Source organism: Mesorhizobium australicum WSM2073 (genome assembly GCF_000230995.2).
Taxonomy (GTDB): Bacteria; Pseudomonadota; Alphaproteobacteria; order Rhizobiales; family Rhizobiaceae; genus Mesorhizobium; species Mesorhizobium australicum.
Map to the genome: position 1 here is coordinate 2,917,580 of NC_019973.1, position 24,884 is coordinate 2,942,463.

The window sequence follows — 24,884 nt, forward strand, 5'->3', positions numbered from 1 at the left end:
GCCACCGAGCTGCCTGTCAGACAGGCCTCCCACGCGGGCTGCAACATCCGGCCCTGCGGAAGTTCCGGAAACGGCGGACCGGTTGTGTGCTCGCAGGTGCTCATCGCCCAGGTGCCGGGTGCGGTGGAATGAGCCGTTCAACGGGAGTTAATCAGCGTCGATAATGCCGTGACAATCTGTGCCATGAAAAACGGTTTCCAGATGATGATGCTATTCGACGCCCCTTCCGCGCCCCAGTGTGAGGCAGTGTCGCCGGTCGCGTAAACGACTGGCAAGTTTGGATTTGCCTGCCGAATATGTCGAGCGACGTCCCAACCTCGCTTTCCCGGCCCAGACGGATGTCCGCGACGAGAACCCGGATTCTTGAGGGGTCGACATCAAACGCCTCAATCGCGCTCGCGGCGTTGCAGGCAGCAACGACGTTGAAGCCGGCCTTGGTCAGCGCGACATCGAGGCCAAGCAATATGACAGGCTCGTCTTCAACCACCAGGACTTTGCCGTCATGCATCATGGACCATCCCTTCATGTCGGCTTGTCCGCCAGCGGCGCCTTTCTGATCGGCGCCTTGTACGCGCTCACCAGCCTGACGACGGCGGCATCGATTGTGACTGGTACGCCCAGATTCACCGTCACGCGGTTTTCGTCGATGTGGGTGACGTTGCCAATCAACTCGATATGCTGCCCCTTCTGTACCTTCGTTGTATGGTCGATCACCGAGTGGGGTTGCCCATAGGAAGGGATGGAAACGCTCACCCGGTCCTCAGTGACCCGCTTGCGCACGGTTGCCGTGATCACGACCTCGTCGCCGATATTGATGCCCTTTGCCATAGCCGTGAGTCTGGGGCGAATAACGGCTTCGTCAAGCAGATGCTAATATGAATTGTCTGGCGAGGCCGAACCGCCCGCTTGCCGGCCGTCCAGTATGTCGCTCCAGCACACGCGCTCTGGCATCGTCTTGCACGGACGCATTCGCCGGCTGCGCAACAACACCGCTCGCCAAACTGATGATCATCGGGCGCAAAACGCACCATTTGGGAGGCGGCGGCCGACGACTGGCATGAGTCAGGCTACCTAGCCAGCCAGAGGAACAACTGTGTCCAGCCCGCGAACGACCCGCGCGAGGCGCGCGTCTCTCAAGTCCTTCTCCAAGCAACAACAAGGCGGCTACCCTAGCTTGGAGGGCCGAGGGATTCGTAATGAAGCCGACGCTACCTGGCCGCGCCTGGAGGGGGGCTCAGCAACCGACCCAGTGGAGAAGGATCGACCCTGCCGACCAAGTGCACGAGACATTTGTCACATCACTTCCTATCCAACAATCGACCGATATGCTCTAGCGACGTCAGTTTGTTCATCAGGCCAGCCTTTGAAAGCCTAGGTGCATGGTCGAGACGCGGTCCGTGTTGGGGTCGCCTCGATGAGAGCGAGTTGATCTTGGCACCGAGCGTTTCCTCAAGCGTGCGGGCAACGCCGTCGGCCCCCAGCAGAAGCATAGGCAGACGGTAGGCCACGGCCCAGGCACGCCAGTCGGTGGCAACAAGCTCGAGCTCGTCGGACACCAGTAGCGGCACCGTCAGCATCGGATCATTGTGCAGAAGCTTGAGCTCCGCTGTGAATCTTCCATTTGGATCCTCCATTGCGCAGGCGGCCACTCCGCGGAAAACCTTGGCGGGGAGGGCAATGATTGCCGGCATGCTGCTCACATTTTGCGTGCGGCGGACCACCACACCACGCTGGTTGAGCGTAAAGGTCACGTCGCCATAGTTGTCACTTGTGGTGTAGCTCACCTGCTCCGGCAGGCGCGACGGGTCGAGACGCCTGTTGCGGCCGGTCCAAGAACTCTTCTCCGGTTCAGTATGAGTCCGCTCACCGTCGTCCATCATTTTCACCTGGAGAGAGAAGGCGCCGGAAGCACAGCAGCCAACCAATGCCCAGAGTGAGCCCCCCTGCGGCGCCGCCGTCTTCGGCTTGCATCCAGCAACGGCAGCGTGCCTTGGCCATCTGTGCCTCCTATTGAGGCGGAACCGGACGTACCCGGCTCGAACGCTCAGCACATGTCCTAGTGCCAGATAAATAGGAGCGGATTCTGTATTAGCCACTACTAATTCATGTCAATTTTTTGGTAACTCTCGGCGTCGGCCCAGTGACGGCGCTCTCCTTCCAGACGCGATCGACCATCGGTCGCGCTTCCGCCTTCGCGTGATATCGCGGCCTCACGTTGAAGGTCAGCTGTCGTGCTTCCCTGGTCACAAGCGAACCGACCGCTTCGGCCCCCAAGCTGTCGGTCGGCAACGCGGCGATGTCGGCCGTTGAGGCCCGCTGCGCCGATTCTCAAAAGCGGACATCATCAACGACAGCGCAAGGATGCAGCGCAAGGATCACATCGCTGCTTCCTGCTCCATTTCTTTCACGTCCTGAAAGCGGTCTGCAATCCGTGGGTGAACCCGTCCGCCGTCCGCCGCGCCGATGGCCACGACGATCTCGTCGGCTGCCGGGCCGTCGGCGATCTGGAAGTTGGCGGTGATGAAATGCGAGCGGCGGCCGTTCTCGCTCTTGTGCATCATCGGCAAGGACAGCAGCGCGCCTGGCGCGTTGCGCGTGTTGCAGAATTCGAGATAGGTCGTGCCGCCGACCGCGTCGCGAAACACATTGCCGAACCGCAGCGTATGGATCATGGCGGAGGCGTGTTCGATCTCGCCTGCGACGCCCACGGCGGCGGCCTTGCCGTAGCTCTCGATGCGCTCGGCAGGCATGAGCTCGAGCAGGCGCCGCGTGAGCTCATGCCCCAGGCGCGGTGCGATGGCGACAATGTCCGGCCGCAGGTTCTCGACGAAGCCGCGCCCCGCCCATGGATTGCGTAGCACGGCCGCGACGACGATCGACTTTACAGGCTTAGCGCCCGCCTTGCCGCCTTCAATGTGCACTTCCTCGATGAAGGTGCAGACTTTTCGCAATTCCATGATCTCAGGCCCTGTTGGTGGAAGCCCAGCCTAATCAGGCCCGGTGAGCTGGTATTCCTCCGGTTCGTAGGAAGAATCGGCGTGCACCCCGCTTGGAAGCGGTGTAGCATTCGTATATCCGCGACGGCTTAAATGGCCCCTTCGCGAGGCGGAAGACCGGGCGTGGACCACGAGTCGCAAATTCTCTCTTTGCGGGACGCCGCCAGCCTCATCAATTCGGGTGGCGATCTCCAGTCCGTGCTGCGCGACCTCGTGCTGGCAGCCTGCCGCCATGCCAAATGGACGCTGGGCTCGATCATGAGCATCGATGCGCCGCATGGCCACGCCTATGTCATCGTGCGCCATGATCCGACGCTCATCCAACGCGCGCTGCCGGACCGCTGGGAACTGGCGACCAGTCCTTCGATCGTCGCGCTCAACCGCAATGAGCCGGTCTATATCAGGGATGCGCGGGTGTCGGAGGAGTTTCCGGGTTATCGCCGCGAGGCGTTCGAACGCGACTATCGCAGCGTGCTCGTCATGCCGATGAGCTGTGTCGATGAAGACGGCCGGCCGATGGTGCTGACCGTGGTCTCGCGCGAGATCACCGAAGTGAGTGCCGAGGATATCGCCTTCATCGGCATGATCGTGCATTTGGGCGAGATCGCGGTGGAGAAACAGCATCGGCTGCGCCAGGAAAAACAGGCGGGCGAGCGTCTGCAGCGCGCCTTGCAGGCGCATACCTCGCTTCTGCAGCAGGCGCTGTCGGAAGGATCGGTGGTCTCGCTCGCCGACAAGGTCGGCGAGCTGTTGCCCAACCCCGTGGTGGTCATCGATTTCCACGCCAATCTGGTCGTGGCCGGTCGCTCGCCGAGCCAAGCGCATTTCGATGCCGCGACCTGGCGCCAGGCAGTTGGCGGAGTGCTCAACCGGCAGATCGTCAAGGTCGCGCGCGGCGCGTCGGAAGCGCGCCAGGACGAGACTTTGTTCGTCGACGACGGCAAGCATCGCCTCAAGCTTTCGGTGCGCGTAGAGCCGTTGACAATCGACGACGAAGTGGTTGGCGCGCTGATGATTTTTCCGACGCCGCAGCAATCCGGACAGCTCGACCAGATGCTGATCGACAGCGCCAAATTTGCGCTCAGCGTGCAAATGATGCGCAGCTTCGTCCGCTTCCGTTTCGAGACCAGATCGCTGACCGAGCTTTTCCTGGAAGTCGTGGAACGCCGCTGGCGCGATGAGGCCGACATAGTCAACCGGGCACGGCGGCTGGGGCTCGACCTGACCGTGCCGCAAAGACTTATTGTCGTCGACTACGCCGATACGGCAAAGGACGGCGGCGGGCTTGCCGATCCCCATCATGCCCTTGTCCGCCTTCTGGAACAGGCAGGCGTGGCGGGCACGGTTGTCGCCGTGGAGGGCGGTCTTGTCTGTCTCGTCGCGGGCGATGCCAGGGAGAGCATGCGCCTGGCGAAATTGCCGAACACAATCGCCACGGAGTTTGGTCGCCATCTCGGCCGTGAGCCGGCGGTGCTGGTTTCCGAGGTCTGTGCCTTGCTGGCCGATTATCCCACCGCCTGGGAGCGTTCCCGACGCATGATCCGCATCGGCCGGTCTTTTGGGCGCACCGGCGTTTTCGCCGGCCAGGATTTCGGTCCGCTGCCGATGCTGGTCGCGGCCGCCGATGTGCCCGATGTGCGCAACTTCGTCGACAAGAGCGTCGGCGCCTTGATCGCGCATGATCGCGAGCACGGCACGCCTTATCTGGACACGTTGTTTGCCTTTCTGCGTGAAGGTTGCCGCAGCCAGGCTTGCGCCGACGTGATGGGGCTGCATGTCACCACCTTGCGCTATCGCCTGTCGCGCATGGAAGAGCTGTTCGGGATCATGCTCGACACGCCAGAACAACGTTTCGCGGCCGAGCTGGCGATCCGCCTCAGCGGCATCATCGACAGCCGCGTGCCTGAAACCCGCTAGTACCACTCCATCCCGACATTGCCGTCGCTATCCGCCGCCAGGCGCGGGCTTATCGCGCTCCTGCTTGCTCGGGATGGCAGCAGCCAGTCGCGAACTCTTTCCTACAGATCCGAGGAAGAACCGGTGCCGCCTCCTGCCTAGCCTTCGTCCGACGATGTGGAGGAAGATAATGGCGGACGCGGTGGCACAAAGGATGATCGACCCGATCGCTTTGCGTCGCGCCTTCGGCACCTTCGTGACCGGGGTTACGGTGATCACCACGCGTGACAGCGACGGCAATCCACGCGGCATGACGGCCAATTCCTTCACCTCCGTCTCGCTCAATCCGCCGCTACTACTGGTCTGTGTTGGCAAATCGGCGGCGAGCTTTGCGGCCTTCAGTGAAAGCCGGTCCTTTGCTGTCAATTTCCTACATGAGGGGCAGGCCGATGTCTCATCGGTGTTCGCATCGAAGGCTGCGGACAAGTTCCAGTCAGTGAACCATGATCGCGCCCACACCGGCGCGCCGATCCTCACCGACAGCCTGACTTGGTTCGATTGCACCGTTCACAATCGCGTCGAGGCCGGCGACCACGTCATCCTGATCGGTCAGGTGCAGGCGTTCGGAACCAGCCCGTCAGCGCCGCTCGGGTTTTGCCGCGGCCGCTACGCCAGCGTGAAGGATCCCCTGCCGGCCGGTTGGCTGGCCTCGCAAGACATGATCATCGGCTATCTGGTTGAGGCTGGCGATCGCATCCTCTTGCGCAACGACGGTAGAGGCGGCTGGATGTTGCCGACGGCATGGCGCCGCAAAGCGGATAGCAACCTGATCCTAGATGGCGGCGAGGCGCTGAGCCTCGTTCCCGAAAACACCTTCCTCTATTCGGTTTTCGACGTCGCCGACAGCGATCCCGGCTATCTGATCTACCGTGCCGAGCTGAGCCCCGAGAGTGCTGAAGCCGCCCTGCCGGATGGTCACGCCTTCTTTCCAGTCGACATGCTGCCGTACGAGCAGATCGCTACGCATGAAGTGCGCGTTATGCTGCGCCGCTATGCGCGCGAGCGGCAGGACAAGCGCTTCGGCATCTACATGGATACCGGCGACGGCGGCCGTGTCGCAATGATCGACGGAAAGTCGCAATTGTGGACGCAGGCCGCGTCCAAATGACGAGACACGCGGGACAGACATGAAAACGACGGTCGCATCGCTCGAAGGCTCGCGCCAGAACCTGTTCATCAACGGCGCGTTCACGGCGCCGAGGAGCGGACAGTATATCGACAGTTTCGACCCGACCACCGGCAGGCCCTGGTACCAGTTTGCCGAGGCTGGGGCCGAGGATGTCGGCGCGGCTGTGGACGCGGCGCGCTCTGCTTTCGCAAATCCGGCCTGGCGGCGCATGACCCAGACTGATCGCGGCAGGCTGGTGCGCCGCCTGGCGGAACTGGTCCTCGACAACGCCGACGCGCTGGCGCTGATCGAGACGCGCGACAATGGCAAGCTGCTCAAGGAGATGAGGGCGCAGATGCGCGCCATGCCCGACAGCTACACCTACTTCGCCGGCATGGCCGACAAGCTGCTCGGTGACACGATTCCCGTTAACAAGCTCGACATGCTCAACTTCAATGTGCGCGAGCCGATCGGTGTCGTAGGCATGATCACGCCGTGGAACTCGCCGCTGATGCTGCTCACCGGCACGCTGGCGCCGTGCCTGGCGCTCGGCAATACAGTGGTCGTCAAGCCATCGGAGCATGCCACGGCCTCGACGCTGGCGCTGGCTGAACTGATCATGGAGGCCGGCTTCCCCGCCGGGGTCGTCAACGTGGTAACCGGCACCGGCGCTGTCGCCGGCGACGCGCTGACCAGGCATCCAGGCATCGCCAAATTTGTCTTTACCGGCTCGACCGGAACCGGGCGGTGCATTGCAGCCAATGCGGCGCAGAACCTCATCCCCTGCTCGATGGAGCTTGGCGGCAAGTCCCCTCACGTCGTCTTCGGCGACGTAGACATCGAGCATGCCGTGAACGGCGTTGTGTCCGGTGTCTTCGCGGCCGCGGGCCAGACCTGCGTCGCGGGCTCGCGCTGTTTCGTTGAGGCGAGCGTCTATGAGCTTTTCATCGAGGCTCTGGTCGAACGCACAAGGCGGGTGCGGGTCGGGCTGCCGATGCTGGAGGACACCGACATCGGCCCCCTCGCGCTCTCGGCACAGCTCACCAAAGTGGAAGGCTATGTCGCTTCCGGTGTGCGCCAAGGCGCGCGGATCGCGGCCGGCGGCAAGCGTCCGCAGGCGGACGAGCTTGCCGGCGGCTGGTATTTCGAGCCGACGGTGATGACCCGCGCTGAGAATGGCATGGAGTTCATGCAGGAGGAATTGTTCGGTCCCATCGTCGGCGTCATCCCGTTCTCGTCGGAAGACGAGATGATCCGGCTCGCCAACGACACGCGCTACGGGCTCGCCTCCGGCATCTGGACACGCGACATCAACCGCGCACTGCGCTTCGCCCGCGATGTCGAGGCGGGCACCGTCTGGATCAACACCTATCGCGCCTCCTCCTTCATGTCCGCCAACGGCGGCTTCAAGGAGAGCGGCTATGGGCGGCGCGGCGGCTTCGACGCCATGGAGGAGTTCTCGCGCCTGAAGAACGTCGTCATCGACTATTCGGGTGCCATGCAGGACCCGTTCGTCATCCGCCTTCGCTGACCAAGACCCCGACCCAACGACCGGGAGACCGACATGAAATTCGCCGTATCGCTCACCATGGAGCGCTTCTCGCCCGATATCCCGATGGAGCGGGTGAAGACCAATCTCCTGGACCTCGCGCGGATGGCTGACGAGGGCGGTTTCGAAACGCTATGGACTGCGGAGCATCACACGATCGAATGCACGATCTCGCCCAACCCGCTGATGACGCTGACCTGGCTTGCCCAGCACACCGAACGGATCCGGCTCGGCACCTCGACGCTGGTCGCGCCCTACTGGAGCCCGATCCGGCTGGCCGGCGAGGCCGCGCTTTGCGACCACCTGACCGGCGGACGGCTGGAATTCGGCATCGCGCGCGGCTCCTATCAGTACGAATTCGACCGCATGGCCGGCGGCATGCCGCAGCAGGAAGGGGTCGCTTATCTCAAAGAGCTGGTGCCGGCGGTGACGAGGCTGTGGGCCGATGACTATGCCCATGACGGTCACTACTGGAAGTTCCCTGCGGCCGCCGGCGTACCGAAGCCGCTGCAGAAGCCGCACCCGCCGATCTGGGTGGCCGCTCGAGACCCGGGCACATTCGACTGGGCGGTCGGCATCGGCGCCTCGATCCTGTCGACGCCGCTCTCGGCACCGGCGGCGGAGATCGCCGTGCTGGGCGAGAAGTTCCGCAAGGCCGTCGCCGATCATCCGGAGGTGCCGCGGCCGCGCCTGATGATGCAGCGTCGCACCTGCGTCTACGAACGGGCGCAGGACTGGGAGGTCGCGGTCGGGCATGCCATCGACTATGGCCGCGCCTTCGAGAACCTGTTCCAGAACATCGGCACGGTGCGCAGCGGCTTTCCCGAAGCCGTGCCCTACGACAGCGTCAAGGGCAAGGACAACTACAATCCCGAAAACATCCGCCGCAACCTCATGTTCGGCACGCCGGACGAGGTGATCGAGAAGCTGCTCGACTATGAGGCGGCGGGCGTCGACCAATATTGCCTCGGCCTGACGTTCAACCTGCCATTCGAGCTGCAGAAGAAGACGATCAAGCTTTGGGTGGACGAGGTGATGCCGGTCTTTGCCGCGCGCGAGCGCGACAAAAAGCGCCATATGGCGAGGGCGTGAGGATGGCACGTTCCGGCCAGCTCGATGTCGAAGGCGTGCTGCTCAACTGGCGCCTCGAGGGCGAGGGCGGCGCGCCGTTGGTCTGCATCCATGGCGTCGGCTCGTATCTCGAAGCTTGGAATGGCGTGGCCGAGCGGCTGAGAGACCGTTTCGCGGTTCTTACCTTCGATTTGCGCGGCCACGGCCGCTCAAGCCGGGTCAAGGGCCGCTACGAGATCGATGCTTTCGTCGCCGAGACGCTCGCGCTGGCCGATCATGTCGGGTTTGCCACTTTCAATCTGGCTGGGTTTTCCTTGGGCGGTTTGATCGCGCAGCGCCTCGCGTTGACGCATGCCGAACGCCTGCAAAAACTGGTGCTGCTGTCGACGGTCGCAGGCCGGACGCCAGAGGAGCGACACGCCGTGCGCGGCCGGCTGGCGGAGCTGATGGCGAGCGATGCCTCGGCGCATCACGCCGCCTCGCTGTCGCGTTGGCTGACGGAAGATTTTCAGAACAGGAACCCTGAGATCATCGCAGAACTGCGCCGGCGCGACGCCGAAACCGACCGTGACTGCTATGTCGCTGCGTATCGCGTTCTCGCCGAAACCGATTTCGGCGGCATCCTCGACCGCATTACCTGCCAAACCCTGATCGTGACGGGCGCGGACGACCAAGGGGCCAGTCCGCGCATGGCGCGGCTGATGCACGAACAGGTGCAAGGTTCACAAATCGCCATCCTGCCCAGGCTTCGCCACTCGATCCTGATCGAGGCGCCGGCTCTCGTCGCCGACACGATGGCCGATTTCCTGCTGGGCGTCGATCGCGCGAGAGCGGCCGTCGCCCATGCGTAGCGATCTTCGCGGGGCAGGAGAGGGCGTTTTGGCCAAGGCGCCGGGCGACACGCGTCGGCAACAGGCCAAGGCTTTCCCCGTGAGCGAGGGAATGACGGCCGCAGACATCCTCCGCGGCAGCGGAAGACCGGCTAGGCCCGGGCGTCGCTAAATCCGCGAGCCATCGGGAGGATGCCGATCTCGTCGGCGAGGGATTGGGAAGTCATGACCGCCTGAACGGCCATGAGCGCATGGGACTGAACAAACAACAGGGGAATACGCACATGACATTCTGGAACAGACGACAAGTGGCGATGGCCGCGCTGGCGCTTGCGCTTGGCGCATATCCTGCCCACGCCGGCGCGGTGCTCGACCGCGTGACCGCGGCCGGCACGCTCAAGGTGGCGACCGATGCCAACTGGGCCCCGCAGTCCTTCGTGAACGCCAACAATGAACTCGACGGTTTCGACGTCGATGTGGCCAAGGCGATAGGCAAGCATCTCGGCGTCAAGGTCGACTTCGTAACGCCTGGCTGGGACATCATCACCGCCGGCAACTGGGCGGGCCGCTGGGACATGCATGTCGGCTCGATGACGCCGACCAAGAAGCGCGCCGAGATCTTCGATTTTCCGGCTGTGTACTACTACACGCCCGCGGCGGTCGCCGTGCACAAGGACAGCAAGGCCAAGACCCTGGCCGATCTCAATGGCAAGGTGGTTGGCGCCACCAGCACCTCCACCTTCGAAGCCTATGCCAAGAAAGATCTGGCGCTCGACGCCGCCGGCGCACCGGCCTTCGAGTACAAGCTCAACCCGAAGGAGGTCCACTCCTACGAGAATTCGACGACCGCCTTCGACGACCTTCGCCTCGGTGACGGCGTGCGCCTGGACGCCGTGGTGTCGTCGCTGCCGTCGATCCTCGATGCCGTGAAGGCCGGCTATCCGATCAAGCAGGTCGGCGATCCGGTGTTCTACGAGCCCCTGGCGATCGCCATCGAGCACGGCGATCCGGAATTGTCGGCCAAGATCGCCGACGCCGTCAGATCGATGAAGGCGGACGGCACTCTGAGCAAGCTCTCGGAAAAATGGTACGGCCAGGATTATTCGAAGACGAACTAATCTCTCAAAAGGCGGCCTGCCACTGCAGGCCGCCGAACCGCCGGTGCTCAAATATGCTCTACCCGGATACCGTCGAGGCCGAACGCCTCGTTCACAAGCCCTGGTTCGTGGCGACGATGTTCGGCATCGTCCTGCTGGTCTTCATGGCGTTCAACATGTCTGGCACCGGCTTTGCCGAACTCATGCGTCCGGTAATCGGTGAGCCGTCGATCAGCGGCCTCTACGGCCGCTTCGCCATCGGCTTCGCCATAGCGGTGATCTTCACGCTGAACGTCGTCCTGATCGGCTTCGCACCGCTCAAGCTGCAGATCGGCATCGTCTGGCTGGAACTGCTGCTCCTGTTCATCGCGTTCTTCGAAACGTTCCACCTAAGCCTGCCATTCATCCGCGAGAAGCTGCCGTTCCTGATCAGCCAGGGCGTCGTCACGACGCTCTACGTCTCGGCGATCTCCATCGTCATCGCTTCGCTCATCGCGGTGGCGGGCGCTGTCGCCAAGCTCTCCAACAATGGCTTCGCCTACGCGATCGCCAGCTTCTACACGTCCTTCTTCCGTGGCCTGCCGCTGCTGATGCAGGTCTACCTGATCTATCTAGGGCTGCCGCAGCTCGGCTTCGTGATCAATGCCGTTCCCGCCGGCATCCTTGCGCTGTCGCTGTGCTACGGCGCCTACATGACCGAGATCTTCCGCTCCGGAATCCAGAGCATCGATCGCGGTCAGTGGGAAGCATCGCGCTCCATGGGTTTCGGCTTCGCGCTGACCATGCGCCGCATCATCCTGCCGCAGGCGTTGCCGGTCATCATTCCGCCGACGGGCAACCAGTTCATCTCGATGCTGAAGGATTCCTCGCTGGTCTCCGTCATCGGCGTCTGGGAATTGATGTTCCTGGCCCGCACGCTCGGCCAGAAGACCTTCCAGCACATGGAGACACTGATTTCGGCCGCCATGATCTACTGGGTGCTGTCGATCTGCCTTGAGCTGATCCAGTCGCGCATCGAGCACCACTTCCGCAGGAGCAAGGTGCGATGAGCGCTCAGGCCATAATCGAAGCCAGGACCGCATCCAAATGGTACGGCCAGTTCCAAGCGCTGAAGGACATCAACCTGACGGTCCACAAGGGCGAACGCATCGTCATCTGCGGGCCGTCCGGCTCGGGCAAATCGACATTGATCCGTTGCTTCAACCGCCTTGAGGCGCATCAAGCCGGCGACATCGTCGTCAACGGCGTTGCCCTGCATGGCAGGATGAGCAACGTCGCGGCCGTCCGCTCCAACGTCGGCATGGTCTTCCAGCACTTCAACCTGTTTCCGCATATGACGGTGCTGATGAACTGCATGGCCGGGCCGATGTGGGTCAAGGGCGTTTCGGTGGCCGAGGCGCGCAAGACCGCTCTCCAGTTCCTCGAACGGGTCCGCATTCCCGAGCAGGCGAACAAGTTCCCGGTCCAGCTTTCCGGCGGCCAGCAGCAGCGCGTGGCGATCGCCCGCAGCCTGTGCATGAAGCCCGATGTCATGCTGTTCGACGAGCCCACATCCGCGCTCGATCCTGAAATGGTCTCCGAGGTGCTGGAGACGATGACCGGACTGGCGCGCGACGGGATGACCATGGTGTGCGTGACGCATGAGATGGGCTTTGCGCGGGCAGTCGCCGACCGCGTCATCTTCATGGACGCCGGACAGATCGTCGAGGAGGGCACGCCCGACGCGTTCTTCGGCAACCCGCGCCACGACCGAACCAAGCTGTTCCTTAGCCAGATTTTGAAGCATTAGCCATCTTGGAACTGGCTGCGTTTCGATTTGAAATGCGGGAGACGGAAAGTCCACTGCCGGCCCCGGAGCGGAATGTCAACTTTCTGGCCCATTCATCAGACAATCGGACAGTCCGCTATCGACCCCGTTCCAGCCGTCAAGGGTTCGTCTTATCTTGCCCGCCCTATACCCTCGACTGGCCGGGGGCTCTCGTGCGCCGAGCCGGAGCACTATCCGGCGGACAAGGACGCCAGGGGCGGTCACAGCCCCAGTGCCGCAGCGACCCGTTCCTGGAAATACTGCACTCCCCGCTCATGCCGCCCCGAGAGTGGGCCGGAGCTATAGGCCCCTGCGGCATAGTTGCGATGCGTATCGGCGCAGATGGAGTAGTCCTCGCGTACCACGGCCAGGGTGCCTTGCACGGATTTCGCCCTGCTCTCGGTTGCTTCTGCAGAGGTGTCGGCAAAGAAGAAATGGTAGTGCTGGTCTGTGTGATGCGGTGAGGTCGGGTTGATCCGGCTAACGTTCATGCCGCCATCGAAAAGCGACAGCGTCCAGTTCGGCCACATCCAAAGCCATTTACCGCGATAGAATAGACCGTCTTTCGGCGGTGCGGTCATCCGGACATAACCGGGATGGGCAGTGGTCTGGAAAGCTTCGAAGTCGATGGCAGCGTAGAACGAGGGATGCGTGCCAGGGATGTGGTAGCCTTCGACGAAATTGTCGGTGTAGATCTTCCAGTTCGCCGCAAAGCTGACGGTGGCCTGATCGGTGGCGGCATAGGTCTCCAACGGCTCGTCCGCCAGTTCGGCGGGCAGAGAGCCAAGTTGCTCCAGAAGACTTTCCTTCGGGTCGAGTGCCGCGAAGAGCAGCCCGCGCCACTCGGACAATTGCACCGTCTCCAGCGGCCAGTCCTCGGCGATGATCGCGGGATCCTTGCCATACCATGGGGCCTGCACCAGCCGTCCGGTGTCGGCAAAGGACCATTTGTGATAGGGACAAACGATCAGCCCACATTTGCCCTCGCCATCGGCCAGAAGTTTCGCCCCCCGGTGGCGGCAGACGTTCTTAAATCCGCGCAAGGTCCCGTCCCGGCCCCGGATGGCGAAGATCGGCGTACCGGCGATGTCGATGGCAAGGTATTGACCGGACGTCGCGACCGAGGCGACTGGCCCCATGAACTGCCAGGTGTGCGCGAAAATGTTGCCCCGTTCCTGCTGCCAGATATCATCCCGGACATAAAGCGAAGGGTCCAGATTAAGGTATTGCACGGGCGGAGTGTCGAGTGGCAGGTGGTTGGGCCGCAAGGTGTCTGGCGTCATAGGCTAACCCTCGAATTGCTGCAATCCTGTCGTAAGTGGGGCGACATCGCAAGGGAATGGGCTCTGCTGCGCACAGCCTGCGCGGTCCCAACTCGGCTGCTCTAAAATCATGCTGATATCTGCCCCTAAAGCGGGCTTCAAACCCGCTTTTTGGAGAAGGTCCACACCATCAGCGGATATTCGTCGTCGTTGGTTAAGTCTCGCCATAGCCCATACGCCCTAACAGGACCGCCAATATGGGCTCTGGCGCAGGCTTTGTTGCCCCAACCAAAGGCCTGCACGTCGTCCGGGGCGAAGCCGCCTTCGACCATTAGCTGCTTAAGCCCCGCTGGCGTCCAACGGTTGTAGTCATGCGGGCGCGCATGCACGCGGAACAGGAAGGGTGTGGCCACCATCGCCCAGCCGCCGGGCTTGGTCATGGCGTGGATGTTGGCTGCGGCCGCTTGCGGGCGCTGCACATGTTCCAACACCTGGTCAGCGATGACGATCGAATATTGCTCCTCGGTCCGATCCCGGCAGATGTCGAAGTCTGGAAAGTCCACCGCGCGATAGTCCGGGCACAGCGCCCGCCAATAGCGGTTCCAGCCTGGCGAGATCTCGATCACATCTCGCGACTTGCGGTTGGCCGCTTCGATGAACGCGGTAAAGGCCTCGATCTGGCGTATGCGCAGCCAGTTGCGGCTGTCGTAGCGAAGCAACCGCTTGGCAACGTGTTTGCCGCGATTCCTCAGGGCGCCAGCAAAGCTAGTCATTATCGACCTCCTCCTGTCCGCCTAAGCAAAATATAGCAGCACGAAGTGCGGAAAAGATGACGTCCTCAATCTTTCACGGTCGCGGAGCTGAAGGAGATGCTGCCCCCTCCAGCCACGCAATCTCGTAATCAGTAATTGCGGTTGTAATGGCGCGGTCGTCACAGGGTGCGGTGCCGATGCGCCCGTAGCACTCCTGGTGGCGGCAGAGCTGGTCTTCGCGCCGCTGCGGCGTTGCGGCGGAGCCGACCACCGCACTGATCAGGGCGCCGCCAGCGGCACCGATCACCGTGCTCTGTGTCGCCGCCGATCGCCTGTCCGAGCAGCGCGCCTCCCCGGGACCAACACGGGGGAGAACGAAGCCGAGTGCGGTTGCATAGCGCTGAACGGCCGCGCGCCGGCTCACGAGGTGAGACAGGTTTTCCGATGGTTGAAGGCAATGGCTTCCAAAGCGGAAAGCGTCGCCCGGATATTATCGGCTGGTCTTCAAGGCCTACGATGGTGGCAAGCGCGCCATGAGCACCGGTGGTGGCGCATGATCCAGCGACGACGGCGCGGAATAGCCTCGTCATCCCAACCAGGCCGGTTGCGTGCAGCGCAAGTACCCGCACAGCGAGCCTGCGTGCTCCTGCGATGTCGGAGTCGGCGGTGACCACCCGGAAGTCGCGAAAGGACACGAGTAGTGGATGGCTTGTGCCCTCGTTGTGAATCCATTCGAAAGTGGGGAAAGGATGCGGCTGCATGCTCGGGCTCTGCGCTCACGACGGCCGCAACAAGCAGGTGGAACAAAACAAGATCAAATGCATTCCCCATGCCAAGACAGGAGATCGCAATGGAAGACTCGCGCGCAAAACCCGATGCAAACGTCGAGAAAGATCCCGACGAATGGGTGAGTGGTGACGACCCGATGACCCCATCCCAAGCGTCTTATCTGAAAACCCTGTGTGAGCAGGCTGAGGATCAGGAAAGCTTTGCAGACAACCTCAGCAAGGCAGAGGCCTCCAAGCGCATAGATGCACTAAGGGCAAAGCTGAAACTTTAAGCACCAGCTCGGGCGCTCTGTCTTTACCGCCTCGACCTTCCGTCTCGCGCGGGCAGGCCTCATAGTCGGCTGGGGAGCGGGTCGGGATTGCCAAGCCCTTCCTGATATTGCTGGCAATCGCGGAACTTTTGGCAAGGCGAGACCTTCTCCATATTCGAAACCACAGGAGGAACGAGTGGCCAATCTAGGAAGACTTGCGATCGCTATGCTGGGGGTTCTGGCTTATCAAAACCGCGACAAGATTGCCGAGGCGATCCGCGGAGCGGGCGATCCCAATAATCCCCAGGGCGGGATACTGGACCAGGTGTCCAAGGGCGTATCCGGCACGGCGCTCGGCGATATTCTCGACCGCTTTAGAAACGCAGGCGCCGGGTCGAAGGTAGACTCCTGGGTCGGCACCGGGCCGAACCAGCCGATCGAGCCGCACGAGGTGGTAACGGCGATCGATGCGCCGACGCTGGAAGCACTCTCCCACCAGACCGGCCTCTCGCGCGAGGAGCTGATTGCAAGGATCACCAGGGATTTGCCCGACGCGGTTAACCAGATGACCCCAGACGGCACCCTCCCAGCAGACGACCGAACAAATGCTCCAGACCAGCCCAACCTGCTCGACGACGTGCCTTCCCGGCCGATACAAAGCTAATTCCACATGACGGAAGCGGACTGGAGAGGTGCGAAACCGAGGAGATTGGATCGAGCGAGCAATGGCAGCCGGAAAGTAGGGACAAGCGAAACGCCTATTGTGGATCGCCAGACTGCGAGGGCAATCGCCGAGCTCGACCTCTTGGCAGTGCTGCTTGATTCGCGCTGGCGAATCCCGGGTACGCCAATTCGGTTCGGACTGGATGCTCTGGTAGGCCTGGTGCCTGTGCTGGGAGATACAGCAACCGGGTTGATCTCGGCTTACATTGTGCTGCGAGCCCGCAAATGCGGCGCTGGGAAGCTGTTGGTTGCTCGGATGTTGGCCAATGTGCTGTTTGATACCGTCTTGGGAAGCGTGCCCGTCCTCGGATCGATCTTCGATGTTTACTACAAGTCGAACAACCGCAACATCCGCCTGCTTCGTGGCCATCTAAGCCGTCAGGTTGCTGAACGGTAGTTCGCAGGGCATCACCCATGCGGCGTTCGCGACCGGGAAGCGGCCGGTGTTGGCCGGAGACGATGCCGTTGCCGCCAACTTGGAATGTTTCATCCAGCCGCACTCTCGGAACTGGCTGCGGAATCTGCGCCACCTTTGTCGATGTGGGTTCAATGAGTTCGGCAAAATCGGTGAAGACCGATCTTTGTTGCGCCGCTGGCAAATCTGCGCAGCGATCAGGTGATCGGTAAGGTCGATTCCGACAAAGACAGCCAGCGCTTTGCTGAGGTGATCGGAGCTATGCCGCTTTTGCGCCGGATGCCTAGGAACCATGAACCGAGCTGCTGGTTTGGACAGCACGCCGGGTGGTCGGCGTGGCAGTTAATGGAGAAACCCAATGACACGAGCATTCACGACTACAGTATTGGCGGCCGCGTTCGCTATGCTCGCCCCGTCCGCCTTTGCGCAATCGGCGGATGTTCCCAAGCCCGCATCACCAGCCCAGGATCGGACGGCGGACGAAGCCGGACAGAACCAGCAAGCAATGCGTCAAATGATGCGCGAGATGATGGATGAGATGCTGCAGGAAAAAACAGCAAAGGATCGAGACCCCGAGGCAGATTGGCGACACAGGGGCCCAAGGCTTCAGGACGACGAGATGAGCGATCGTGATACGGGACGTATGAAGCACGGCCGCAGGGCGGGAGCCGATATGATGCAGGGTGCCAAAATGAGGATCATGTTCGCCATCATGGACACCGACGGTGATGGTACACTGTCGCGGACGGAGGTTCAGGATTTCATCGGGCGAATTTTCAACGCTGTCGACGAGGACGGCGATGAAAGCGTCGACATGCAGGAACTCCAATCCTTTTTCCGTCCCGGAGGAGACCAGGACCGACGTTAGCACCGACAGGTTGTACCTCGGCCTGCTCGACGTCTGAAGCTAGGGCCCACAGGAGATGGCTCGGAGCACGGTATTTGGCTCCCCACCGTCTCATGCTCCGCCGATACTCGGTAGGATCAACGGGGTAAAGACCTGCGCAGAGCTCGCACGAGGCTGGACGGCTGTGCCCGTCGACGACCATAGGCCAAGCGTTCCAAAGAAGTGGCTCTAGGCAAGCATTGCGAGGTTTAGGGGCAAACATGCATCTGGTCCAGATTCTGCTACCTCGCGCCGACAACGCAGGAAAGCCCTTCGCCAAGCAAGAGTTTGACCGTGTGAAGGAGGAGCTCGCGCTCCGCTTCGACGGTGTCACCGCGTATTTGCGCGCGCCTGCGGAAGGTGTGTGGAGGCAGGGAGCAGACGAGATCGTCATCTTCGAGGTTATGACTCACGAAGTCGATCTGCCCGATTGGCAAAGGCGGCGTTCGGAATTGGAGCGGCGGTTCCGCCAGGAGCAGGTTGTGATTCGATATCTGCCGATGGCTTTGGTCTAGCGCCTGCGGCAATGGTGTGGCCCAGACGATGACCGAGTGCATGCCGCTTCACGTCTGAGGTATACTGCAGGGCAGCTTCGGACTCAGTGCGCCAAACCGCTGATTCAAACTCAGTCAACGGTGGCTCGGCTGTCCTCAAAGGACGATGGCTAGCTGACGGTCTGCACTTCCTGACGGCCACTTTGACAAGATAAACGCCTAGCTCATGCGAGCGGTGCGCATATCGTCAACGACGTCTGGGGTCTGCAGCGCGAGCCCGACATTGCGCGGGTGGCGGCCGATACCGGCGCCGGGCTCGTCATCATGCATACCGGACGGGATCGCGACAAGCTGCCCGATGTGATCGCCGACCAGCTGGCGTTCTTGGGAAAATCGCTTGAGATCGGGCGCGGGCAAGGTGTCGCTGACGGCCATATCGTGCTCGACCCCGGCTTCGGCTTCGCCAAGGAGACGGCGGAGGAAAACCTCGATCTGATGGCACGGTTTGCCGAGCTTGGCGCGCTCGGCTTCCCGCTGATGGCCGGTACGTCGCGAAAGCGTTTCATCGGCACCGTCACCGGCCGCGACGCTGCCGACCGGGCGGCCGGCACGGCGGCGACCAGCGTCATTCTCCGGCTCAAGGGCGCGCATCTGTTTCGCGTCCATGATGTCGCAATCAACGTGGACGCGCTGGCGGTGGCGGATGCTATGCTGGCGCGGGAAACCGGATCGGAACGCTGAGCCATGTATGTCATCCGCATGAAGAATTGCGCCTTCTTTGCCCGGCATGGCGTGCTGGACGAGGAAGAAGCGCTGGGGCAGCGCTTCTATGTCGATGCCTCGCTCACCGTCGAGCCGGGACGCGCGCTCGTCGATGACGCCATCGGGGAAACGGTGAATTACGGCGTCGCCTTCACCGTCATCGAGGAGATCATCACCGGACACCGGCGCTTCCTGATCGAGGCGCTGGCCCTGGAAGTCGCGAAGGCTCTCAGCGGGCGCTTTCCCCAGATCCGGAAAGCCGAGGTCACCGTTCGCAAGCCCAATGCGCCGGTGCCTGGCGTGCTCGATTACGTCGAGGTGACCGTTGTCTGGCCCGAATAACACCGTCTATCTGAGCCTCGGCGGCAATCTGGGCGATCCGGCGGCGTCGCCCTCAAGCTCACTTCCTGTAAATTTGCATGTTGGAAGATCCCTCTGGACAGGGTTCGAACTGCCTCAACCCTGGCTTCGTCACCGCACCGCACCTTCTGCCGCCCAGCGTCACCGGTCAGCCGCCGGCGAGACGGACGACGTGTCAGGGCTCGTTGTTGCCCAGACGCACTGCTACTTGGTGGGGTATCACAAAGATCCGCTTGCCTTAACACACGTTAGTTTCTTCCGCTTGCTTCCAACTTATAAAGTCGAGCGATGAGTGATCCCCGTCAAGCACGCAAGGTCTATTTGGAAGCAGCTCACTTCGCTAGCCGTCGGGCCCGGGCGAGCGCTGAAGACTTGCTTCGTACGATTGAGGAGACAAGGCGCCTTATCCAAGCGTCCCGCGACTTGCTGTCGCGGCTCAAAGCGGCTGAGCTTCGAACCTGATCACCACCTCCAGAACCGCTCTGATCTGCTGGCCGACTATGTGGAAAAATTCGCGTGCGGCAGGGCGTCCCTGCCCATCTCAGGCCGGTGCTGTGATTGGCTTTCGCTGGGCGGCTTCCAACCGGGGAAGCACTGTGCCCTCGGTACCAAAGACTTTGCCAGTGTCTCCGAGGTCGAAGAAGCGGGCCTTTCGGGCGTGCGAATGAGCCGATAGTTGGAGGTTGGTTGCGTGGAAAAGGTCACGCTCATCGGTTCGCTGGCAGCACTGTGCTCAATGACCAGTTTTGCCCCGCAAGCCTGGAAGATCATCAAGACCCGGGACACGGCTGGCATATCGGCGTGGATGTATGCCATCACTGCGCTGGGCTTCGCGCTGTGGCTGACTTTCGGCATCATCAAAGGCGAATGGCCCATCATAGTCACCAACGCTGTCTGCCTCGTGCTCGCCACTTTTATCCTGCTGATGAGGGTCCTTCCCAGTTCCAAGAGGGACATGGTGGCGGACGCAATCGATCCTTCGCCTGGCTCCGAGAGGCCTCGCCCGCCCGCGTCCTGAGGCCTGTCTCGTTAGCTTGACCCCCGGCCCTACAGAGTTCGCCCGCGTTGGTGGCGTCTCGCCGGTATGGCGGGGATGTCACGTGCCACAGAAGGTCTGCAGAACGCGCTCGTGCGGCTTGGGTGGTTCCGCGTAATAGGACAGTGTGGGCTGTTCCTCGAACGGCCGTGACACGACTTCCACCAATTGCTCGAAGATTCGGAAGTCATCGTCCTCCACCGCAGCCTTGATCATTGCCTCGACGCGATGGTTGCGAGGAATGAACTTGGGATTGCTGCCGTGCATCGCGGCTTTGCGCGTCGAGGTGGCGCTGCCGTCCCGCGCCAAGCGATTTCGCCAGCGCATCGACCAGGCATCGAAGGGGCCGGGATCCTCAAACAGCCGCCTCGCGGTAGCTTGGGCGCCAGGGATGTCGAGGTCATCTCCTAGCAAGCGGAAGGTGAGCGTGAAATCCGCTCGCCCACGCGCCATCACATCCAACAGATCGTTGGCAAGGTCCAAGTCACCGTCAGCTTCATTCAGCAGCCCAAGCTTTGCCCTGAACCCGCGATGTAAAATAGCTTCGTAGCGAGCGTGAAATTCCCCTAGTGCCTGCTCGGCCTGCGAGATTGACTCACCCTCGCGCTCGCTCAGGAGCGGCAGCAGAGTCTCGGCGAAGCGTGCCAGATTCCAGACTGCCACCCGAGGTTGGTTGCCGTAGGCGTGCGGCCATGTTGATCGATGGAGCTGAACACCGCTTGCGGATCATATGAATCCATGAACGCGCACGGTCCATAGTCAATCGTCTCTCCGGATATCGGCATGTTGTCGGTGTTCATGACGCCGTGGATGAAGCCGAGCAACATCCACCGCGCCACCAGTTCCGCTTGCGCCGCGATCACAGCCTCGAGCAGAGCCAGGTAAGGTCTCGGTTTCCTGGCCGCCTCAGGAAAATGACGCTGGATGGCATAATCGGCAAGGAGCTTCAGCGCTTCTATGTCGTTGCGGGCGGCAAAGTATTGGAAGTGCCGATACGGATATGACTCGCTGCCACCCTGGTCAGCACGGCCCCTGGCAGCCGGCGCTCCCGGTAGACTGGGTCCCCGGTAAGCACCGCCGCAGGGCCTCGAGTGGTCGGTCTGCCGAGCGCAGCCATTGCTTCGCTGACCACGTATTCACGAAGCACCGGACCAAGCGCAGCACGGCCATCGCCGTTGCGCGAAAATCGGGTCGGTCCTGAACCCTTCAGCTGGACATCCCGACGCACTCCGTGCACATCGACGACCTCGCCCAGCAGTGCTGCGCGTCCGTCGCCCAGTTTGGGGACGAAGTTGCCGAATTGGTGGCCAGCGTAGGCTAAGGCTATAGGGTGCAGTCCATCTGGAAAATTCTTCCCGGCAAGCACGGCGATCCCAGCAGGGCTCCCGAGCTGATCGGGATCAAGCCTTAACCCCAGAGCTAAGGGGCTCGTTCAGCCGGATTAGCCTGGGGTTTGAAACCGGGTGGAGAGGGGCACGCGCGAAGAAATGATCCGGTGACTGGGCATAGCTCTGCTGAAAGGGCCAGATCGGGCTCCGCACGGCTGATCCGGCTGTGGATGAAGGCATGAGGTTCTCCTTTGCTGTGGCAGAGGTCGTAACCATGTCGATCACTGCGTCGATGCCGATGTCAACCCGCGGCCGCCGGCTCGCTCCCGGTTCATCCCGCGGCTTTGTTGGCTTTCCCGAACTTCTGCTCCGGTGCTGCCGCCGCACCCGCGCTCCAAACGCCCGCAGCGCGCCCGGCTCGCTAAGGCGTCGTTCCCTGCCCTGTGCTACCGCACGCGCGGCTACAGCATTGGTCTGCTTGGGTTTCAAAGGGGCGGCCTGCATTTCCCTAACCGCCTTCTCGGGTCGCAGGGCACTGCTCCAGTGCTCCTGCTTCACCTTGTGCTTTGATCGGGCCATCTGTGGAGAACCGAATGCCGCCCGCTTCAAATGCATTTCGAATCGCTGAAAGTTTACGAGGGCCAGGCACTCGCCGACCGCTTTCGAAATCTCGTATCGCACCTTCGCTGAGGCCTGACTTCACGGCGAGCCGCACCTGCGGCCAATTCAGCAGACCTCGCGCTATCCGCGATTGCTCCGGCGTCAGATCAGTCACTGAACTCTCGCCATCGAGCCCGACATGCATCGAACGGCCCCAGGCTGCTCCCCAGGATGCGTCTCAGCGCGGCCAACCGCGACGACGGCGACATCACGGCCGCCCATATCTGCGCGAGCCAGGTCTGCCGGTTCCTAACCAGTTCTGAGCCTCTCCGAGGAGGAGGTGTCTGCCGCTGCGAGACGTCGAGCGAGAGGGCTGGGGTTCTACGTCTCGTGCGCATCGGGGGCCCGGAGATGAAAATTGGACGCATTGGCGAATTGGAGGTGGTGGTCATGAGGTCCTCGATCAGGTTCTCCGAACCGAAATCAACCCGATTTGTTCCGGCTCGATGCCCATGACGGCCGCAGCATAAAGAAAAGCCCGAGCGGAAACTGCTTAGCATTCCTCGCTACGCACTTCGACGCCCTCGGCTTCGCCGCGGGGAGAGAAATGAGCCTGGAATATACGTCAAATGTCTATAGTCAGGATCCCGTCCTATGACGCTTGAACCTGATCGCGGCATTGTTCAAAAGCTCGTGAAAGGGACTGGAATCACAGCGCCACAGCGCGGGAGTTCATATCGCTGCTCGGGACGAATTGCGCATCCTCGTCCGAGAGGCGAAAGCGCTGGCGAAGGGTCCAGGCGCCCCGGAACTGCAGCCGGTGAGTTGGCAAACGCCTCGGGCCCTTTAACAGGTCCTTCCCAGACCGGGTGCAAGGAACATTAGCGCCCGGCCCAAGTTCGGCACGTAACGCAATCCGGTCACAAAAATTGACACAGGCCACTTCCCCGAGCATTTTGACCCGTAAGCTTCAGATAATCTGTGATCTGACGGACTCAGATATCGGTGTATTGGAGGGAATTCAATTCCAGAAGCGGGACTTTCAGGCCAATCAGGACATTGTGCGCGAAGGAGATCGTCCCACCCATTCATTTGTCATCCTGGAGGGTCTGGTCGGGTCCACAAAATTGACTGGGGAGGGTAAACGGCAGATCACGTCGGTCTTTGTTCCGGGCGACATTCCTGATCTCCACGGAATGCACCTGTCTGTTTTGGATTGCACCTTCACACCACTCACGCGCGTCAGGGTTGGCTTCATGCGGCATGATGCGCTGCGGGCCATTTGCGACCAACATCCTTCGATAGCGACGGTGTTTTGGCGCTCGACGCTGATCGACGCGGCTATATATCGAGAGTGGGTCACCAACGTTGGAAGGCGCGACGCGTATGCCCGTATGGCGCATATTCTGTGCGAACTCATCGTCCGCCTTCGCTCTATGGGGCTTATCAAGGACCATGTGGCGGAGCTTCCGATTAGGCAGGCGGAACTTGCCGACGCCTTGGGCTTGTCGGCCGTGCACGTGAACCGAACGCTGCAGGATCTTCGAGGCGACGGACTGGTTGTTACCGAGGGCTCCCGATTTCACGCTGTTGACTGGCCTGGCCTCGTTCGAGCCGGAGACTTTGAAACCGGCTACCTTCACCAAAGGAACGCGACGAGCTTGTGAGGGTGGAGGTGGGTTCGATGGCGAGATATTTCTTTGACACCTATGAAAGCGATGCGCTCATCAAAGATGAGACTGGCATCGAATGTGGGGGGATCGAAGCCGCACGAAACGAGGCGCTAGCAGGTCTAATCGACTTGGCTAGAGACTCGCTGAAGGGCGTCGACGGACATCAATTGGCGATTGAAATTCGGGACGAGAATGACAAGAAGCTGGTCAGGCTGAGCCTCTCTCTTCAAATGCTGCTAACGCGCCGTCCTACTGCTCCGACTGCCGAGCGGTGATACGCGACACAGCGGGGGGTCGAGACGTCATTACAGCGAGCAGGTTTTGCGTAAGCCGACCGGTGCTGGCGGCAGTCGCAGCCCAATCAAAAGATGTCAAAACATCTGCTGCAAGCGCACAAGGCTCAAAAGCAGCGAGAAAATCCAAGTGAAGACGCTTCAAAGCAAGCCGGCAGCATGTTGGTAGATGGCACGCCCTATTGCGGTAATCCAGAGCACCAGCTGGGGCGCGTGGCACAGGCAATTCGATTGTCGGATTGATACCAACTACCCTTCACTTATCATTTGAGCTTGCTCGGTCCGATGCCCGGCTTAGTCTGTAAACGGCTCTATCAGTCCGGCCTGCGGACGCTTCAAAATTGACTCTGGTGCTTTATGCGTTCGCGCCTCCGTCGATGGTCAGCGCGGCTCCGGTGACGAACCGCCCCAGAACAGGCATGGAAGTCATGCTTCAAGACCAAACCGATAGCCGAAAAATTCTCCAGTTTGCGGCAGATGAACTTTCCGACGCAACAGATCCACGCCTGATTGCCGCGCTCAGATTGGTCGCCCGCTCCTATCGAGCGCAATCCGTCGAGGCTGCAGATGATCTGGTGGAGCTCACGCTGCGCACCGCCATTCAGGAGGTGGAGGGGCGACCCGAGGAAATCAGTCTGTTCAACTGGCTCAGCGCTATTATGGCGCGATATCGAAAGTGAGAGTGACGGGGGCCGCCGGCCCGCTCCCAACCTGCAGGCACGTCAAATTGCCTTTCCGATGCACCCAGAAGGCGCCGCGTCTTGCTCGTCCAGGCAGGTGGGGCATGCTCGTCGGGAGCGGTGGTTGCAAGAGTGCCGCTGTTTGAGATCCCACTGCCGGATCGTGA

General features: G+C 61.6%; 26 protein-coding genes and 3 pseudogenes. 20 read left to right on the forward strand and 9 right to left on the reverse strand.

Annotation, left to right across the window (positions count from 1 at the left end; translation table 11 throughout):
• Positions 1 to 151: 151 nt before the first annotated feature.
• From MESAU_RS13915 to MESAU_RS13930, 4 genes are all read right to left on the reverse strand, one after another.
• Positions 152 to 511 carry a response regulator gene (locus MESAU_RS13915; protein ID WP_224585510.1) on the reverse strand — a complete coding sequence of 120 codons (360 nt, stop codon included), beginning with the start codon at positions 509 to 511 and terminating at the stop codon, positions 152 to 154.
• Positions 512 to 522: 11 nt separating this feature from the next.
• Positions 523 to 828, reverse strand: coding sequence for a hypothetical protein (locus tag MESAU_RS13920; RefSeq protein WP_015316664.1), 306 nt, complete (start codon positions 826 to 828; stop codon positions 523 to 525).
• Between the two features lie 470 nt (positions 829 to 1,298).
• The gene (locus tag MESAU_RS13925; RefSeq protein WP_174361968.1) at positions 1,299 to 1,877 is read right to left on the reverse strand and encodes a DUF6101 family protein; all 579 of its coding nucleotides are present in this window, start codon (positions 1,875 to 1,877) and stop codon (positions 1,299 to 1,301) included.
• 498 nt (positions 1,878 to 2,375) lie between these two features.
• Entirely contained in the window at positions 2,376 to 2,957 is a 582-nt protein-coding gene (locus MESAU_RS13930; protein WP_015316666.1) for an amino acid synthesis family protein, read from the reverse strand.
• 162 nt (positions 2,958 to 3,119) lie between these two features.
• Here MESAU_RS13930 and MESAU_RS13935 point away from each other — a divergent pair, with 162 nt between their 5' ends.
• The 8 genes from MESAU_RS13935 to MESAU_RS13970 all read left to right on the forward strand — a co-directional run bounded on the left by MESAU_RS13935 (position 3,120) and on the right by MESAU_RS13970 (position 12,396).
• Entirely contained in the window at positions 3,120 to 4,913 is a 1,794-nt protein-coding gene (locus MESAU_RS13935; protein ID WP_015316667.1) for a helix-turn-helix domain-containing protein, read from the forward strand.
• A gap of 169 nt (positions 4,914 to 5,082) precedes the next feature.
• Positions 5,083 to 6,060 (forward strand): flavin reductase family protein, encoded by a 978-nt coding sequence (locus MESAU_RS13940; protein ID WP_015316668.1) that lies wholly within the window; start codon positions 5,083 to 5,085, stop codon positions 6,058 to 6,060.
• A gap of 19 nt (positions 6,061 to 6,079) precedes the next feature.
• Positions 6,080 to 7,591, forward strand: a complete 1,512-nt coding sequence (locus MESAU_RS13945) for an aldehyde dehydrogenase (RefSeq protein WP_015316669.1) — start codon at positions 6,080 to 6,082, stop codon at positions 7,589 to 7,591.
• A 33-nt stretch (positions 7,592 to 7,624) separates the two neighbouring features.
• Positions 7,625 to 8,701 carry an LLM class flavin-dependent oxidoreductase gene (locus tag MESAU_RS13950; RefSeq protein WP_015316670.1) on the forward strand — a complete coding sequence of 359 codons (1,077 nt, stop codon included), beginning with the start codon at positions 7,625 to 7,627 and terminating at the stop codon, positions 8,699 to 8,701.
• A gap of 2 nt (positions 8,702 to 8,703) precedes the next feature.
• Positions 8,704 to 9,531, forward strand: coding sequence for an alpha/beta fold hydrolase (locus MESAU_RS13955; protein WP_015316671.1), 828 nt, complete (start codon positions 8,704 to 8,706; stop codon positions 9,529 to 9,531).
• A 263-nt stretch (positions 9,532 to 9,794) separates the two neighbouring features.
• Complete coding sequence (locus MESAU_RS13960) at positions 9,795 to 10,628, forward strand: transporter substrate-binding domain-containing protein (RefSeq protein WP_015316672.1); 834 nt, start codon at positions 9,795 to 9,797, stop codon at positions 10,626 to 10,628.
• Between the two features lie 53 nt (positions 10,629 to 10,681).
• A complete protein-coding gene (locus MESAU_RS13965; protein ID WP_015316673.1) occupies positions 10,682 to 11,656 on the forward strand; it encodes an amino acid ABC transporter permease in 975 nt (324 codons plus the stop codon).
• Positions 11,653 to 12,396: an amino acid ABC transporter ATP-binding protein gene (locus MESAU_RS13970; protein WP_015316674.1), complete on the forward strand. Its 744-nt coding sequence runs from the start codon at positions 11,653 to 11,655 to the stop codon at positions 12,394 to 12,396. Before MESAU_RS13965 ends, MESAU_RS13970 begins: the two co-directional genes overlap by 4 nt.
• Before the next feature lie 239 nt (positions 12,397 to 12,635).
• On the opposite strand, the gene MESAU_RS13975 is transcribed toward MESAU_RS13970, so the two are convergent.
• From MESAU_RS13975 to MESAU_RS31900, 3 genes and pseudogenes are all read right to left on the reverse strand, one after another.
• The gene (locus MESAU_RS13975; protein WP_015316675.1) at positions 12,636 to 13,697 is read right to left on the reverse strand and encodes an aromatic ring-hydroxylating oxygenase subunit alpha; all 1,062 of its coding nucleotides are present in this window, start codon (positions 13,695 to 13,697) and stop codon (positions 12,636 to 12,638) included.
• Positions 13,698 to 13,834: 137 nt separating this feature from the next.
• Positions 13,835 to 14,449 (reverse strand): class I SAM-dependent methyltransferase, encoded by a 615-nt coding sequence (locus MESAU_RS13980; RefSeq protein WP_015316676.1) that lies wholly within the window; start codon positions 14,447 to 14,449, stop codon positions 13,835 to 13,837.
• A gap of 128 nt (positions 14,450 to 14,577) precedes the next feature.
• Positions 14,578 to 14,781: pseudogene (locus tag MESAU_RS31900) on the reverse strand (hypothetical protein); the annotation flags it as partial.
• 497 nt (positions 14,782 to 15,278) lie between these two features.
• Between MESAU_RS31900 and MESAU_RS13985 the strand changes: the two are divergent.
• The 8 genes and pseudogenes from MESAU_RS13985 to MESAU_RS14020 all read left to right on the forward strand — a co-directional run bounded on the left by MESAU_RS13985 (position 15,279) and on the right by MESAU_RS14020 (position 20,125).
• On the forward strand, positions 15,279 to 15,488 hold the full coding sequence (locus tag MESAU_RS13985; protein ID WP_015316678.1) for a DUF3072 domain-containing protein: 210 nt from the start codon (positions 15,279 to 15,281) through the stop codon (positions 15,486 to 15,488).
• Positions 15,489 to 15,663: 175 nt separating this feature from the next.
• A complete protein-coding gene (locus MESAU_RS13990) occupies positions 15,664 to 16,131 on the forward strand; it encodes a YidB family protein (RefSeq protein ID WP_015316679.1) in 468 nt (155 codons plus the stop codon).
• Between the two features lie 6 nt (positions 16,132 to 16,137).
• Complete coding sequence (locus MESAU_RS13995; protein ID WP_015316680.1) at positions 16,138 to 16,587, forward strand: DUF4112 domain-containing protein; 450 nt, start codon at positions 16,138 to 16,140, stop codon at positions 16,585 to 16,587.
• 376 nt (positions 16,588 to 16,963) lie between these two features.
• Complete coding sequence (locus tag MESAU_RS29625; protein ID WP_083882994.1) at positions 16,964 to 17,473, forward strand: EF-hand domain-containing protein; 510 nt, start codon at positions 16,964 to 16,966, stop codon at positions 17,471 to 17,473.
• 239 nt (positions 17,474 to 17,712) lie between these two features.
• Complete coding sequence (locus MESAU_RS14005) at positions 17,713 to 18,006, forward strand: hypothetical protein (protein WP_015316681.1); 294 nt, start codon at positions 17,713 to 17,715, stop codon at positions 18,004 to 18,006.
• Between the two features lie 195 nt (positions 18,007 to 18,201).
• Positions 18,202 to 18,726, forward strand: a pseudogene (gene folP / locus MESAU_RS14010) (dihydropteroate synthase); the annotation flags it as partial.
• Positions 18,727 to 18,729: 3 nt separating this feature from the next.
• Positions 18,730 to 19,089 carry a dihydroneopterin aldolase gene (gene folB, locus MESAU_RS14015; protein WP_015316682.1) on the forward strand — a complete coding sequence of 120 codons (360 nt, stop codon included), beginning with the start codon at positions 18,730 to 18,732 and terminating at the stop codon, positions 19,087 to 19,089.
• 709 nt (positions 19,090 to 19,798) lie between these two features.
• Entirely contained in the window at positions 19,799 to 20,125 is a 327-nt protein-coding gene (locus MESAU_RS14020) for a SemiSWEET family sugar transporter (RefSeq protein ID WP_015316683.1), read from the forward strand.
• 78 nt (positions 20,126 to 20,203) lie between these two features.
• Here the strand turns inward: MESAU_RS14020 and MESAU_RS14025 are convergent.
• Positions 20,204 to 21,711, reverse strand: a pseudogene (locus MESAU_RS14025) (protein adenylyltransferase SelO).
• A 268-nt stretch (positions 21,712 to 21,979) separates the two neighbouring features.
• A complete protein-coding gene (locus MESAU_RS30175) occupies positions 21,980 to 22,276 on the reverse strand; it encodes a helix-turn-helix domain-containing protein (protein ID WP_083882996.1) in 297 nt (98 codons plus the stop codon).
• A 751-nt stretch (positions 22,277 to 23,027) separates the two neighbouring features.
• Between MESAU_RS30175 and MESAU_RS14030 the strand changes: the two genes are divergently transcribed.
• From MESAU_RS14030 to MESAU_RS14040, 4 genes are all read left to right on the forward strand, one after another.
• Positions 23,028 to 23,738, forward strand: coding sequence for a Crp/Fnr family transcriptional regulator (locus MESAU_RS14030; protein WP_245262981.1), 711 nt, complete (start codon positions 23,028 to 23,030; stop codon positions 23,736 to 23,738).
• A 17-nt stretch (positions 23,739 to 23,755) separates the two neighbouring features.
• Positions 23,756 to 24,019, forward strand: coding sequence for a DUF6894 family protein (locus MESAU_RS14035; RefSeq protein WP_015316685.1), 264 nt, complete (start codon positions 23,756 to 23,758; stop codon positions 24,017 to 24,019).
• A gap of 93 nt (positions 24,020 to 24,112) precedes the next feature.
• Positions 24,113 to 24,280, forward strand: a complete 168-nt coding sequence (locus MESAU_RS31215; protein ID WP_157163647.1) for a hypothetical protein — start codon at positions 24,113 to 24,115, stop codon at positions 24,278 to 24,280.
• Positions 24,281 to 24,378: 98 nt separating this feature from the next.
• Entirely contained in the window at positions 24,379 to 24,717 is a 339-nt protein-coding gene (locus tag MESAU_RS14040) for a hypothetical protein (protein WP_157163648.1), read from the forward strand.
• The last annotated feature ends 167 nt before the right edge of the window (positions 24,718 to 24,884 follow it).